Consider the following 15,995-nt stretch of genomic DNA (forward strand, 5'->3'; position numbering starts at 1 on the left):
TTCATGTTTGCCCTTTTCTTAAGGACAAGTAATACTGTATCATCTTAAAAATAATTCGTCAACACTTTTTAAAATTATTTTTTAAAACTTTTTAATTCTTTATATTACGTATTTCGCTGAATAGTAGCTATATCATAGGATTAACGACTTTTTATACAGATATTTTCTTATAAATTTATAATTATCAATCTACACATTTATAATTATTATGATTCTTATTTCTTCATATAAGCTTAGTAATATACATGAATCATCTATATATAAGTAAAAAATATATACCACATAAGACCATTAAATCAAAATAATAGATATAGGTTTATATACAAAAGAAAAAGTATCAATAGATTAAAAATAAACTTATTGATACTTCTCTTTATAATTATATATTTCATTACTGTATTACTATACGTTTTTCTATAATAGTATATATTTAAATAGTATATGTTTATATTTATACTTTATCTCATAGCCCTCATAGCATTTATTACTGCTATAAGTGCTACCCCTACATCAGCAAATATAGCTTCCCACATAGTAGCTATTCCTCCAGCTCCTAATATCATAACTATAATTTTTACTCCTAAAGCAAATATTATATTTTGCCATACTATTTTATTAGTCTTATTTGCTATCTCAATTGCTTTAGATATTTTACTAGGCTCATCCGTCATAAGAACTACATCTGCTGCTTCAATTGCTGCATCTGAACCTAGACCTCCCATTGCTATACCAACATCAGCACGAGCTAGTACTGGAGCATCATTTATTCCATCACCTACAAAGGCTATTTTTTCTTTTTCAGTTCTTCCTTCATATAAAGATTCTAATCTATCAACTTTTTCATTAGGAAGTAAATTTGAATAAACTGTATCTAATTCTAATTCTTTAGCGATATTTTTTGCTACTTTCTCATTATCTCCAGTTAACATTACAACTTCTTTTATTCCTATTGATTTTAAACTTCTTATAGCATTTTTACTATCTTCTTTTACTTCATCTGATATAACTATATAACCTCTGTATACTTTATCAACAGCAATATAGACTACTGTACCCACTTCTTTAGCTGGTGAATAGGATATATTCTCCTTCTTCATAAGTTTCTCATTACCTGCTAATATAAGTTTTCCATTATGCTTTACTCTGATTCCATAAGCTGCTATTTCCTCATAGCTATCTATTGTATCTAAATCAATTTTTTTACTGTAGTAACTTAATATAGATTTAGCTATTGGATGATTTGAGTTTACTTCTGCAATAGCTGCAAATTCTAGTAACTCTTCTTCTGATATACCTTCAGGATTTAATTTAGTTACATTAAACACACCTTTAGTAAGTGTTCCTGTTTTATCAAATACTACAGTATCTACACTTCTTAAAGCTTCTAAATAGTTACTTCCCTTAATAAGGATACCATTTTTAGATGCAAATCCAATTCCACTAAAGAAACTAAGTGGTATTGATAAAACTAGTGCACAAGGGCAAGAAACAACTAAGAATATCAACCCTCTATACACCCAATCACTAAATACCTCACCAGAGATTACAAGTGGTGGCACAAATGCTATCAATAAAGCAGCTATTACTACTACTGGAGTATAATATCTTGAAAATTTAGATATGAAGTTTTCTGTTTTTGATTTTTTAATACTAGAATTTTCAACAAGGTCAAGTATTTTTGAAACTGTTGACTCTCCAAAACTCTTTGTAACTTCAATACTCAATAAAGCATTCTTATTTATAACACCAGATAAAATTTCATCACCTTTTTCAACTTCTCTCAGTACTGATTCACCTGTAAGTGCAGAAGTATCTAGCATAGAAACTCCATCCACTACTACCCCATCTAGTGGTACTTTTTCACCAGGTTTTACTACTATTATATCTCCCACATTTACTTCTTCTGGTGAAACTACCTTAACTTCAGAATTAACTTTCAGATTTGCATAATCTGGTCTTATTTGCATAAGTGAAGTTATAGACTTTCTGGACTTACCAACTGCAACACCTTGTAAATATTCTCCTATTTTATAGAATAGCATAACCCCTACTGCTTCTGATAATTCTCCTATTAATAATGCTCCTACTGTAGCCAGAGCCATCAAGAAGTTTTCATCAAATACTCTTCCTTTTGATATGTTTCTTATTGCTCTTAAAAGTACATCGCCACCTACTATTACATAAGCAACTATAAATACTATATTACTAAATTGACTTTCATAACCTGTAGCTGTTTGATATATACCAAATATATATACAAGAGCTCCAATTATAAGTGGAATTAATTCTTTCTTATTTGTATCATTTGCACTCACTGCTTTCTCAGAAGTTCTAGGTCCTGTTTTGTCCTTAGACTCCACTTGTATATCAAGTCCTGGTTCTGTTGAATCTATTATTTCTTTTATTTTGTTTATAACACTATCTTCTTCAAAGTCATTAAGTATATTTACTGTAAGTTTTTTATTTACAAAGTTTAAATTAGAAGATTCAACTTCTTTTAATTTAGAAACTTTATTGTTAATCTCTTCTGCACAATGTGCACAGTTTAATCCTCCTAATATAAGTTCTTTTTTAATTGATGTCCTATTAGATGTATTTTCTTTAGAACTTATTTTTATATCAAGACCTGGTTCTGTTGAATCTATTATGTCTATTATCTTTTCTATAGTATTATCTTCATTGGAACTATTCTCTATATTTACTGTAAGCTTTTTATTTATAAAATTCAAATTGGAAGACTTAACTTCTTGTAACTTAGAAACTTTATTGTTAATCTCTTCTGCACAATGTGCACAATTTAATCCTCCCAATATAAATTCTTTTTTAATTATATTATTTGCTTCCATATATATTCACTCCTCTCTGTTATCATTTATAAGTCTCTCTAATATGGTTTAATCCACAATCAAATATTTGGCTTATATGACTATCATCTAATGAGTAATACACTGTCTTTCCTTCTCTTCTAAACTTTACTAATCTTGCCTGCTTTAATACTCTAAGTTGATGAGATATTGCAGAGTGAGTCATATTTAATAAACTTGCTATATCACATACACACATTTCATTTGCAAATAATGCATACAATATCTTTACTCTAGTAGTATCACCAAATACTTTAAATAACTCTGCTAAATCATATAACATTTCTTCATCTGGCATAGTCGATTTAGCTTCTGTTACTATTTCTTCATGTATTACATTACAAATACAATCATTTATCTCTTCTCTCATTTTTAATCCTCCATTATTTTAATATATGAATAACTGTTCATATGTTCATTATATTCCATCACTTCTAAATTTGCAACAATAATTTTTATTTATTTAATAACAATTAGAATGCACATATTATCACCTTTTTTAATATATATATTATTAGAATAAGTTTTTGTAAACTTTTTTATAGTTTTCTAGGAGGTGCAAGTTTAATATGAGTAACAAGAAAAAAAAGGATTTAGACAATAGTTACATGCCTTACTTAGACCCAGCTAACTATGCAGATTATATTACTAATGAAGAAATTCCCCAAGATGAATTGAGAAATGACCCACAAATTTCTAATGGTTATACAAAGATACCTAATAATCAGAATGTAAATAATATTTATCCTAACAGCGCAAATAATTATCCTAAAAGTAGTAATTCTCCAAACAACTTGCCTAACACAAATAATACATCCGGAAATATGAATTACAACACATCTGCTTCAAATAATATGCCTAATAACATGAACTATAATGCATCTAATAATATGGGTATGCCTAACAATATGTCTGGCAATATGAATAATAGCATGGGCATGCCTAACAATATGTCTGGCAATATGAATAATAACATGGGTATGCCTAACAATATGTCTGGCAATATGAATAATAATAACATGGGTATGCCTAACAATATGTCTGGCAATATGAATAATAATAACATGGGTATTCCTAACAATATGTCTGGTAATATGAATAATAACATGGGTATGCCTAACAATATGTCTGGTAATATGAATAATAACATGGGTATGCCTAACAATATGTCTGGCAATATGAATAATAACATGGGATGGAATATGAACAATAATATGGGTATTCCTAACTTCTCATGTAATCAAAATATGCCTCCTAATGTACTTATGATGATACCAGGTGTCATATGTCATAATACAATGCAAGGTATGCCTGTAGTTATGCCTAGTACTATGCCTCCTAGTATATTTCCTACTCCTTATGGTTCTAGTAATATGACTATGCAAGGAATACCACAAAATACTAATATTGAGGAATTTGATGAGGAAGAAATGTAAAATATTTTTTAAGTAATTTTAAGTAAATTGTATAAGACATCAATAATTGGCCATAATAATAAATGTATTCCTCATAATATTCCCCCAATATTATTATAGGTATAGAGAGTTGACTGAATATACTTTTATTCGGTCAACAAATATTAACATAATCTAATAAAATAAATATAAAAAAATCAGATAAAATTAAATTTTATCTGATTTTTTTGCTTGTTGGCATTTTCTTCTTTTTAAATTATCAGTAATATTTAGGTAACAACCTCTATCATGATTACTTGGATTTTTCGGTTATTTATCAACTACAATACAAATCTTTTTGGCTTTCTATTAAGTTAATTAGTTATATGTTATAATGACTCTAACAAGCTACTATTATATTTAATAGGAGGTATCACTTTGAATAAATTATGTATGTTTTACTTCTCTGGAACTGGCATGACGGAATATATAATTAATAAACTAAAGCAAGAATTTGAAAATCAACAATTTTGTGTTGAGTGTACAAAAATAGAAAATATTAAAAAATCTAAAATTCATTTGACATCATATGATATGGTAGGAATAGCTTACCCTGTACATTCTTTTAATGCACCTCAGATTGTATTAGATTTTGTAAAAACTTTGCCTAACACACACTCTATGGATACATTTATAATACATACAGCAGGTGAAGACAATCATATGAATTATGCGTCCTCAAATTTATTAATCAAAAGATTAGATGCTAAAGGTTTCAAAGTATTTTATAATAAATTGTTTGCTATGCCATCAAATTTTATGGTCAAATATGATGATACAAAAACAAGAGAGCTTATTGATAAAGCAGATAAAGAAATATATAATACTGTACATAATTTAATTAATAGAATTTCATACCTTCCAAATAGTAGCACTTTAGTAAAAACACTATCCTTTATTGGTAGGTCAGAATGGTATGGAGCTCATATCTTAGGTAAGTTTTTTTATGTCAAAAATAATTGCATACACTGTTCTAAATGCGCCAATAATTGTCCTAAACACAACATAAATATTACAAAAGATAAAGTTAAGTTTAATTGGAGTTGTTGCTTGTGTATGAGATGTATTTATAATTGTCCTGAAAATGCAATTAATATACATCAACCATTTAAATTTATCCGTTTTAATAAATGGTATGATTCTAACCTATTCACAAAAAATAGAGATTAAAAAATAAAATGTATTTAATATCTTGCAAATTAACTCGTATATATAATACATACTAAAAATTAATATTGGTAAATAATATGAGAAGAATTATAAATTTTTTTATTTTTCTAATAAACTGTATAAAATTTTAATAATTGACCACAATAATAAATGTATTCCTCATAATATTCCCCCAATATTATAGAAATTAATTTAAGCGAGATTAAATTCAGTTAATCTCGCTTAAATAATGCCCAAAAATATTATTCCAAAAAATCATCAAAATCTATTGAACCTGATTCTGCAAAATCATATAACGCATTTTGTTCAAAGAAAAAATTCTCTTCAAACTTTATATATTTACTATAGTTAGCTTGACTTATCTCATTAATATAATTGCAATCATTTTCATTATAAGTGCCAATAAAAAGTTTATTTCCCATTAAGTAATATATAGCTTTCATATCATTATTTATTATATACACATTTTCTTTAACATGGTCATTATTAAAATTAAATCTAGTAAAAAATACACCTTCATTCATATAACTTTTTAATAAAAATGGATTATCTCTATAAAATACTTTAGCAAATTCTTCAGATGAGTTTACACTATAAACACTTACAAATTCATTCTTAGAAATCTCATCAAATACCTCAAAATCATACATTGCTTCTTTATCTGTTACCAATAAAGAATTAATCTTAAAACCAGTTTCATTACATTTACTTATACAAAAAGCAATTTTGCAGATATAATATCCATCATTGTCTTCATATAAGGCTTCACTTATATACCTACCTTGACCTTTACCATTTACCACATTTTTGAGCAATGTGCCATTTATATTTGTAATATGCATATTTGCAATCTCATCACTACCAGAAAAATATTTTAAACTTTCCCTATCCCATGCTATAAATCGCATAGTCATGTAGTTTATAAATTCAACTTCTTCATCAACTCTTTTACATATTTTGTTATATAATTTTTCTATAGTTAAATTTGTTTTATAATTTTTTATAATATCAATGTACTCAACTTTATCTCCTGGCAATAACTTGTCATAGTAAAGATTTTTATTCCCAAAATGAGAGACTAAAAACAAAGATTCATCCTTTGTTAATTCAACTCTATCTGAACCAAATCCGCCCATTAATCTTTCTTCTTCCATGTAAGCTTCTTCTTGTGTTGGATTTTTTAAACTTACATAATCTGCTAAACCTAATCCCTCTGCATCTAATAGAAAATATTGACAGAAGTGATTATTTTTATCATCTATCCAATTTATTATAAGACCTAAACTACCCATAAGTCTAGAATTCGTAACCTTTGCAAAATTAAAATTCATATAATCACACCCTTTAGACTTTAAAATATTTGTTTTTTAATATATAAATTATTATACATATATTTTAACAACTTAGATACAATTTATAATATAATATAAGGAAATGATTAATTGAGGTGGTCTTATGAAAAATATAGCAGCTTTTTTTGATATAGATGGTACTCTTTATAGAGACTCTCTTATGGTTGAACATTTTAAGAAATTAATTAAATACGATATAATTGACCAAAAAAATTGGTATAAACATGCTAGAGACACTTTTATGGATTGGGATAAAAGACAAGGTAATTATGATGATTATCTATTGGAAATATGTGACCTTTATGTCGATTCATTAAAAGGATTAGATAAAACTTGTATTAATTTTACAAGTGACCAAGTAATTAAATTAAAAGCAGATAGAGTTTATAAATACACACGTTCAAGAATCGATTGGCATCTAAATCAAGGTCATATAGTCATATTCATATCTGGTAGCCCTGGATTTCTGGTTGAAAAAATGGCAAAAAAATATAATGTAACTGATTTTCTAGGAAGTGACTATGTATTTGAAAATGATATATTTACAGGAACAGTTATTCCAATGTGGGATTCTATAAGTAAGAATAATGCTATAAACGATTTTGTTGTAAAGTATGATTTAGACTTATCAAACTCATATGCTTATGGTGATACTAATGGTGATATAAATATGTTAAAAAGAGTTGGAAATCCAATTGCAATAAATCCAACAAAGGAACTTTTAGCTCAAATATCACTTGATAATGAAATTTCTAAAAATGTTGAAATAATAGTAGAAAGAAAAGATATTATTTACTCTTTATCTACAGATGTAAATATAGTAGATATTTAATTTATATTATATCTTTTAAAATAAACCATTCTATCTAATATATAAAAAGCTTTGACTAAAAATCAAAGCTTTTTATATATTAATACCAAGTATATATTAAATTTAGTTTTAAATATAAATACATATTCAGATACATTATTTATATTTATTTAAATTACAATTCCATTAAAATTAAATATAAAAATCAACTCTTATTTTTAAATAGCATCTTTCTTAGCTTATTATTGTAATAACTTATAAAAGAGCTATAAACATAGTCATATACTATAAAGGCTACTTCAAATGAACCTATAATAAAAATATTTATTGGGATATAAACTATTGTTCTTAATAAAAAATACAATATAAGTATCATTATATTTGCAAATACTAACTTCATGAAATATTCAATATATATTGCCCTATCTTTTTCTATAAGATATTTTGCAATACCATATATTCCAAATGTAAGTGAATACACAATCCATTGAGACTTACTTACCATCACTATAAATCCCAAAACTATAGAACCTATATAAAAAGCAATTCCACTCTTAAATCCCCATTCCATTATTACAATTGATACTAAAAGTGATGCTACTCCCATAATGAACAATGTATTTACAGGAATAATATTTGTAAGAGTCAACAATATCACATTTAATGCTAATAAAACTCCTCCATAAGCAACTTTTATACTCATATTTATCATCCTAACAACAAGTTATTAAATCTCCTCCAAAGCATTCACAACATGAATCTAGACACCAAAGTTTAGCACAGTTTTCACAACAATCATCACCTAGACAACAGCAACAATCATCACAACAACAGCAACATCCACCTAAATCATTACGTCTTCTTCTATTATAGTTATCAGCTCTATTGTTATATTCATTTCTATATTCTGTATAACTTCTAAGTGCCTCACTATATTCATGATTTTCTGGCTCCATAAATTTTGCTCTTTTTAAGAAGTCTTCTCCTTCTTCATAATATCCTATGTTCATTGCAGAAAAACCAGTTAGATAATACCATTCTGCACACTTGTCACTCAACGACTTTAAAAAATCATATGCTTTTCTAAATTCACTATTTTCTATAAAAGCTCTTGCTCTCATAAAATTTTCATTATTATAAGTATTACTGTACATTCTTTCCACCTCTGCTTTCTAATATATTCATATATCTTAAATAAACACCAGAATAAATTATATTTTCTATTATCCTGACATTTGTATTTAGATTTAAATTATCAATTCCTCTAGCTAAAAATCCCAATGATGTTACAATTATTTTTTTTACCTTTTGTTTTAACTCATCGTTTTTATCTACATATTCTATAAAAGGATTGTATCTTCCTTTCTTAAAATCTTCATCTAAATCTTCATATGCATCTAGTAGATATATATACTTACCTATATTAAAGCCTATCATTCTTAAGTTTCTCTCATTTTCATCTTTTTTGTAGGCAAACACTTCACCCATTATATTTCCAAATGTATTAGATACTTCATCTATATTTATATTGTTTTCCTTTTCTAACTTATTTAATTCATTTAGCTGTTGTTTTATATACTCTGCTTTTTCGCGATACTTTTCATATGCTAAGTTTAATTTGTTTTTATATATATAATATGCTAATTTATCTTTTATGCGTTTATCATCCATTAAATTATCTTCCAATTTATAATATGTTAAAAGAATATTCATACTTGCTGCATATTCTGTAATATCATTTGTAATTACCTTTTTCTTTTTAAATGGATTAACTATACATGCTTCCTCTGTATTTATAGATTCTGGCTTATATACTGAAGTTAATAAAATAATTAAAAATGTTATATCGTAATTCAGAGAAAATCTAGAGATTTCTCCATGATTTCTTTTTAAATATTTACATAGACCACAGTAATAAGCTTTATAATGGTCATATTCTCTAAATGTTAAATCCATTTTGTTTATTTTAACATATCCAAACATAAATACTCCTTTTTGTACTACTTTTTATATAAATTATATATAGTATAACACTTTTTATCAAGATTATATAATTTACAGTATTCTAAGAAACTTTAAAAATACCTTCTAATCATTGTATCTTAGATTGAAAATAATTAGAAGGTTAAGTTAAAAATAATATTAAATTATATACTTATACTAATTCATGCACATAATCTTACTTACATTAACTTGATTTTTAGATAATTGGAATATATTCGAAATTGCCTATAGTATCCTTTAATTCCTTTTTTGCTTTACCTACAATAGATTCATCAAGCATTACATCACTTATTGAACATGCTATAGCTTTAGATGCTAATAACATTGCTTTAAATCCCATATTAGAACCTGCACTAGCACAAGATTGCCATGTATGAGCAGAAATGCCAATAGGCCAAACTGAGCAAGAGCATTGTGCTGTAGGAGTTATATAACTAACATCTCCAATATCTAATGATAATGATATACAGTTATTATGAGTAAAAGTATCATCTGTAATTTCATCATGTAAAGCCATTCTAGTAATATCTTTGTTTCCACTTAATACACTAGAAACACTAATTCTTTTATCTATAGAAACTGTTTTAGCTAATTCTTCTGCAAAATAGTAGTCATTTTCATCATAATTTTGAGTTCCTATCAATTTCATATTTTGTGATAGAATATCTGTTAATATTGTATTTGGAATATAGTCATATACTCCACTTATAATATTATATTCCATACTAGTATCTGTCATCAGTGCTGCTCCTTTTGCTATATCAACCACTCTATCAAATACATCTCTTACATGTTCCATTTTCACACCTCTTATGTAATACCATACTTCTGCGAAATCTGGGACTATGTTTGGCATTTTTCCACCATTAGTAGTTACATAATGTACTCTACAACTATCAAATATATGCTCTCTTAAATAGTTACAACCTATGTTCATAAGTTCTACTGCATCAAGTGCACTTCTTCCATTATAAGGAGCTTGTGCCGCATGAGCACTAATTCCATTATATCTAAATTTTACAGAATAATTAGCAAGGGTTGGAATCCTTATTGGAGTATTTATATCAAATGGATGCCAACTAAATGCACAATCTATCCCATCAAAAAAACCTTTTTTTATCATTAATACCTTTCCTGACAAATCTTCCTCTGCGGGACACCCATAGTACTTTATAGTTCCTTTAATCTTTTTTAGTTTGATTAGTTCTTTTATCGCAACTACAGCCCCCATTGAACCTGTACCAAGTAAGTTATGTCCACATCCATGACCTGCACCACTCTCTAAAATAGGTTCTTTTGTAATGGATATTTTTTGAGATAAACCATCCAAAGCATCATATTCTCCTAAAACTGCTATAACTGGTTTACCTTCTCCATAACTAGCTACAAATCCTGTATCCATACCTTCTAATTCATCTATATTAAAATCATACTTTCTTAAATATTCTTTTTGTAAGTTTGAAGCATAATATTCTTTATATTGAAGTTCTGGATTTTCCCATATCTTATCTGATATATCCCTTAACTCTTCTTGTATCTCATCTATATATTGCATTAAAAATTTTTTATTTAAATCTTCCATATTAATTGTATAATCCTCCTTAAATCAGATACTTTATACTTAACTAATTAAAATAGCTAATTTTAAAATATATTCTACTTTATAATCATTCTATAAAATAAAACCTCTTGACTTGTAAGCTTCACTTTATCAAGTAAGAGGTTTTCAAATTTTATAAAATTTTTAACATGTTAACCAGTCTAGCATGTTAACCCATAATTTATTATAGTACTTCCAATCAGTAAATTCTTTAGGTCCCCAATGAGGTGCACAGTCAGAACTAAATATAGCAGATTTTCCTTTTCCAAACTCCCCAACTGCTACAAATGGGTCTCCTCCAATTGTTGCTAATACAGGACAATTATCTCTGGCAACTGTCTTGTTATATCCTAAAAACTTCGGCCAGTCTTTTGGAATATCTTTCAATACTGGATGCTCAGAATCGACAACTACAGGAATTATTCCTGCTGGTTTTTCTACTCTATCATCTTTATCTATCATAGTTATTGGTAATACATCTTTTATAGCAGTTTCTCCAAATCTAGCTTTTGCATCTATACCTGTAAATGACATGTATCCACCTACCATAATTAATGCTCCACCATTATTTACATACTCTTTGATTAGTTCAAGTCTATCTGGATTACTATTACAATCTATAAAAGTGCTATTAGATAGTAAGAAAGTGTTAGAACCTATATCAGACAATATTATACAATCATACTCATCTAATTCTTCTAATGTATATGGGAAACTATCTGCTGCTACATGTGCAGGCATATGAACTGTCTCATATCCTCCAGATTCTATTGCTTCTTTTAACCACTTTACAGCTTCTTCGTAGTGAGTTGTAACAAATGTATCAAACCCTTTTATATGAGTTATATTTTTTACCCAAGATTCCCCTACTATTAATACTTTTTTCATTTATATAATCCTCCTACTTTTATAAGTTTAATATTAGACTTGCATACATAAGTATACTGTCTAAATACTCATTGATTTCAACATACTCATTTATTGAATGGCATTGTTCTATTGAGCCTGGTCCCAATATTAATGTTGGTATTTCAGCTAAGTTTTTCATCAATCTTGCATCATTCCCAGCTGTCGAACCTTTTATTTCTAATTTTTTCTCTAAAACATCTTCTAGTATTTTATGTGCATTCACTACAAAATCAGAATTTTTATCCATCTCAAAACCTAATCCTGATTGATATATATTTATATTTGGCTTATTGTCTTTAAGCCACAAATCTCCATTAGACCTTGTAATTATAACATCAGTCACATCATTTACAACTTGTTCATAGCTCATTATATTTGGTAAGAAGTGCACACACAAATTAAATACACACTTATCTGGCACAGTAGAGCCTGCTGTTCCACCGTTTATTACACCCAAATTTATTGTAGGCGAAGGCAATAGTGGATGCTTATATATCATAAGCCAGTTATGTTCTAATTCTTTTATATCTTGAAGCAGTAACATAGCCTTCTCTATTGCGTTTACACCCTCCCACTTACTACCACAGTGAAGAGATACACCTTTAACCTCGACTTCAAAGAATACAAATCCCATATGTGCAATTATTAAATTCTGTTCTGATGGTTCACAAATTACACAGTAATCTCCATCAATTCCATTCATAACTGCATTTATGGTCCCATTTCCTCCACCCTCTTCATCTACTACTGACATTACCTTTACATTACCAGGTACATTTAAACCACTATCTTTTATAAGTTTTATAGCTAATAGTGATGCTATAAGCCCAGACTTCATATCCGCAGTTCCAAGACCATAAATCTTACCATCATCTTCTGTACCACAATATGGATTGTATCTCCACTTACTTATATCACCTGGTGGCATAGTATCTACATGACCATTAAATACGATTGTCTTCCCAGGTAAATTATCACTGTATTTACAAATTAAATTATATCTATCTTTATAATTGTGACCTAGATTTCCTTCTTTATAGGTATCTTTTGCTTTTTTAATTAGCTCTTCACTCATGTCTTGTCTATCTACACTAAAACCTATGTTATTTGCAAGTTTCTCAATATATTCTTGTCCCTCTTTTTCAAATCCACCTAGTATTCCATGACCAATATCTTCAGTCTTTATACTTACAAGTTCTTTTAAATAATCTATGTATTCTTGTTTTTTATTATTTAATGTATCTAAGAGAATTTTTTTCATATTTCCCCCTAAGATTTATTTTTTCATTTAAAATATAACTATTATTTAGCTTTAGCTGATTTTTTTAATTTTATATTATTTATCCATATAGCAAATAGCATTACCAACCCTTTTATAATCATTTGATTATATGAAGATACACTCAATAGATTTAGACCATTTCCTAATATTCCTATTATCCCAACACCTATACATGTACCTACTATAGAACCAGAACCACCCATCATATTAGTACCACCAAGTACAACTGCTGCTATAGCATCTAACTCTGCTCCATCTCCAACAGTTGGGGAACCTGATGCTAAACGTGATGATAATATTATTCCAGCCAATGCTGTTAGTAATCCAGCTAGTGCATATACTTTTACTATTACTTTATTTACTTTTACTCCACATAATCTAGCAGCTTCTTCATTTCCACCTACTGCATGTACATGACGTCCAAAATTGGTTCTTTTTAATAGAAAATGGCCAGCTATTACAACTATAATCATAATTATAACTGGTATTGGTATTGGCCCAACATATCCTCTACCTAACATCTTAAATGCATCTGTATTTACTGATATAGGTCTTCCACCTGTAAATACAAAGCTTGCTCCACTTATTATTGTCAACATGGCTAATGTTACAATAAATGGTGGTAGTTTTTGTGTTGAAATAATTGCACCTTTTATAACTCCTAATATTGTTCCTATTGCCAAGGCAAGTATCATACCTATCCATATAGGTGCATTATAATTTACTACTGTTGTAGCCCAAAATGTACCCACTAGAGCAATTACTGCTCCTACACTTAAATCTATTCCTCCAGTAATTATTACAAATGTCATACCTACTGCAAGTATTGCATTTATTGATATTTGTCTTCCAACGTTAATTAAATTATCTAAAGTTAAAAAATTAGATGAAGCTACACTCATTATTATAAAAATTATTACAAGTCCTATAGCTGCACTCCCTTGGTCTCTAAATGCACTTGTTAATTTTGTTAATAATGGAGATGAATTATCTTCTCTATGCTTAGTTATTGAACTCATTAATTTTACCTCCGAAAGCCAATTTTAATACATTATTTTCAACCATTTCTTCACCTTCTAAAAATCCACTTATATGACCTTCTCTCATAACCATTATCCTATCACTCATTGATATTAATTCTGGTATTTCGGAAGATATCATTATGATACTTACACCACTCTCTACTAAATCTCCCATTAGATTGTATATCTCTGCTTTAGCATTTACATCTATACCTCTAGTTGGTTCATCCATAATTAATATGTCTGGCTGTAATAAAAGCCATCTTGCTATTATAGCTTTTTGTTGATTTCCACCACTTAAACTCTGTATAACTTGATTCATATGTGGTGTTTTTATCTTTAATGCTTCTATGTATTTTTCTAGTACTTCTTTTTCTTTTTTTCTGTCTATAACTGATTTAAACTTAGATATTTTCTTTAATCCAGCCATAGTTGTATTTTCTTTTACACTCATCTGCAAAAACAATCCAGTACCTTTTCTATCTTCTGTTATTAGTCCTAATCCATTTTCAATTGCATCTGATGGTGTTTTAAATTTAATCTCTTTATTATTTAAATATATTTTCCCATAATCATATGTTCTAAGCCCAAATATAGCTTCTACTATTTCACTTCTCTTACTTCCAACTAATCCACCTATTCCAAATATTTCACCTTTTCTTATGTTAAAACTTATGTTATTGAAGACGTTGTTCTTAGTTAAATCTTCCACTCTCATAACTTCTTCTTTTATCTCTACATCTCTTTTAGGGAAAAATTGGTCTAGCTTTCTATCTATCATTAAGTTAACTAATTCTTCCTCAGATGATACTTCTTTAGTATTTAGAGTCGAAATCGTTTTCCCATCTCGCATTATAGTTATTCTGTCACAAATTTCAAAAAGCTCTTCCATTCTATGAGAGATATATATTATACTAACTCCACTACATTTTAAATCATTTATAAGTCTAAAAAGTATTTCAGTTTCTTTTTTACTTATTGAAGATGTAGGCTCATCCATTATTAATACTTTGGTTTCTGATGATAAAACTCTAGCTATTTCTACCATTTGCTTTTGAGCTATACTAAGCTCTTTAACTAGACCATTTGGATTTATATCTATTCCCATATTGTCAAAAATCTTTTTAGCCTCTTCATTCATTTTTTTATCGTTAGTTAAGACTTTGCCATTTATTTCTTTTCCCATAAAAATATTTTGTGCTACTGTCAATTCATCAAATACTGTTAATTCTTGATAGATTGCATTTATACCTATCTTCTTAGAAACATCTGGTGATATATTCTCTATTTCTTTACCTTCAAAGACAAATTTGCCAGAAGTTTTTGGATGTGCACCAGTTAAAATCTTTATCATAGTTGATTTACCAGCACCATTTTCACCCAGTAGTGCATGAACTTCACCATGAAGTAACTCAAAATTAACATTATCTAATGCTCTGACACCAGGAAATTCTTTAGCAATATTACTTAACTTCAGAATTGTATTACTCATAATGACACTCCTTTTTAAATAGGATTTCTTTCAAA

General features: G+C 28.1%; 14 protein-coding genes. 3 read left to right on the plus strand and 11 right to left on the minus strand.

Features of this window, described 5'->3' with window-relative positions; genetic code table 11:
• Positions 1-458: 458 nt before the first annotated feature.
• Together Q3223_RS10920 and Q3223_RS10925 are read right to left on the minus strand one after the other, a co-directional pair.
• On the minus strand, positions 459-2,846 hold the full coding sequence (locus tag Q3223_RS10920; protein WP_407811973.1) for a heavy metal translocating P-type ATPase: 2,388 nt from the start codon (positions 2,844-2,846) through the stop codon (positions 459-461).
• Between the two features lie 22 nt (positions 2,847-2,868).
• Entirely contained in the window at positions 2,869-3,234 is a 366-nt protein-coding gene (locus Q3223_RS10925; RefSeq protein WP_407811975.1) for an ArsR/SmtB family transcription factor, read from the minus strand.
• 199 nt (positions 3,235-3,433) lie between these two features.
• Between Q3223_RS10925 and Q3223_RS10930 the strand changes: the two genes are divergently transcribed.
• Together Q3223_RS10930 and Q3223_RS10935 are read left to right on the plus strand one after the other, a co-directional pair.
• Positions 3,434-4,300, plus strand: coding sequence for a hypothetical protein (locus tag Q3223_RS10930; protein ID WP_407811977.1), 867 nt, complete (start codon positions 3,434-3,436; stop codon positions 4,298-4,300).
• Positions 4,301-4,696: 396 nt separating this feature from the next.
• Positions 4,697-5,488 (plus strand): EFR1 family ferrodoxin, encoded by a 792-nt coding sequence (locus Q3223_RS10935; protein WP_407811979.1) that lies wholly within the window; start codon positions 4,697-4,699, stop codon positions 5,486-5,488.
• A gap of 242 nt (positions 5,489-5,730) precedes the next feature.
• Here the strand turns inward: Q3223_RS10935 and Q3223_RS10940 are convergent, their stop codons facing one another.
• Positions 5,731-6,819 carry a hypothetical protein gene (locus tag Q3223_RS10940; RefSeq protein WP_054275697.1) on the minus strand — a complete coding sequence of 363 codons (1,089 nt, stop codon included), beginning with the start codon at positions 6,817-6,819 and terminating at the stop codon, positions 5,731-5,733.
• A 124-nt stretch (positions 6,820-6,943) separates the two neighbouring features.
• Between Q3223_RS10940 and Q3223_RS10945 the strand changes: the two genes are divergently transcribed.
• On the plus strand, positions 6,944-7,672 hold the full coding sequence (locus Q3223_RS10945; RefSeq protein WP_054268909.1) for an HAD family phosphatase: 729 nt from the start codon (positions 6,944-6,946) through the stop codon (positions 7,670-7,672).
• Positions 7,673-7,856: 184 nt separating this feature from the next.
• On the opposite strand, the gene Q3223_RS10950 is transcribed toward Q3223_RS10945, so the two are convergent.
• The 8 genes from Q3223_RS10950 to Q3223_RS10985 form a co-directional block, all read right to left on the minus strand.
• Positions 7,857-8,354 carry a hypothetical protein gene (locus tag Q3223_RS10950; protein ID WP_054268915.1) on the minus strand — a complete coding sequence of 166 codons (498 nt, stop codon included), beginning with the start codon at positions 8,352-8,354 and terminating at the stop codon, positions 7,857-7,859.
• Positions 8,355-8,364: 10 nt separating this feature from the next.
• Positions 8,365-8,805, minus strand: a complete 441-nt coding sequence (locus tag Q3223_RS10955) for a hypothetical protein (protein WP_074179321.1) — start codon at positions 8,803-8,805, stop codon at positions 8,365-8,367.
• On the minus strand, positions 8,795-9,634 hold the full coding sequence (locus tag Q3223_RS10960) for a DUF5685 family protein (RefSeq protein ID WP_407811983.1): 840 nt from the start codon (positions 9,632-9,634) through the stop codon (positions 8,795-8,797). The genes Q3223_RS10955 and Q3223_RS10960 overlap by 11 nt, the downstream gene beginning before the upstream one ends.
• Positions 9,635-9,851: 217 nt before the next feature.
• A complete protein-coding gene (locus Q3223_RS10965; protein ID WP_407811985.1) occupies positions 9,852-11,237 on the minus strand; it encodes a M20 family metallopeptidase in 1,386 nt (461 codons plus the stop codon).
• 162 nt (positions 11,238-11,399) lie between these two features.
• On the minus strand, positions 11,400-12,143 hold the full coding sequence (locus Q3223_RS10970; RefSeq protein WP_054268906.1) for a glutamine amidotransferase: 744 nt from the start codon (positions 12,141-12,143) through the stop codon (positions 11,400-11,402).
• A 19-nt stretch (positions 12,144-12,162) separates the two neighbouring features.
• Positions 12,163-13,425 carry a M20 family metallopeptidase gene (locus Q3223_RS10975; RefSeq protein ID WP_407811986.1) on the minus strand — a complete coding sequence of 421 codons (1,263 nt, stop codon included), beginning with the start codon at positions 13,423-13,425 and terminating at the stop codon, positions 12,163-12,165.
• Positions 13,426-13,466: 41 nt separating this feature from the next.
• The gene (locus Q3223_RS10980) at positions 13,467-14,465 is read right to left on the minus strand and encodes an ABC transporter permease (protein ID WP_407811987.1); all 999 of its coding nucleotides are present in this window, start codon (positions 14,463-14,465) and stop codon (positions 13,467-13,469) included.
• Complete coding sequence (locus Q3223_RS10985) at positions 14,449-15,960, minus strand: sugar ABC transporter ATP-binding protein (protein WP_054275692.1); 1,512 nt, start codon at positions 15,958-15,960, stop codon at positions 14,449-14,451. Before Q3223_RS10985 ends, Q3223_RS10980 begins: the two co-directional genes overlap by 17 nt.
• Positions 15,961-15,995 lie beyond the last annotated feature (35 nt).

Source organism: Clostridioides sp. GD02367, assembly GCF_045900275.1.
In the GTDB taxonomy this organism is placed as follows: Bacteria; Bacillota; Clostridia; order Peptostreptococcales; family Peptostreptococcaceae; genus Clostridioides; species Clostridioides difficile_A.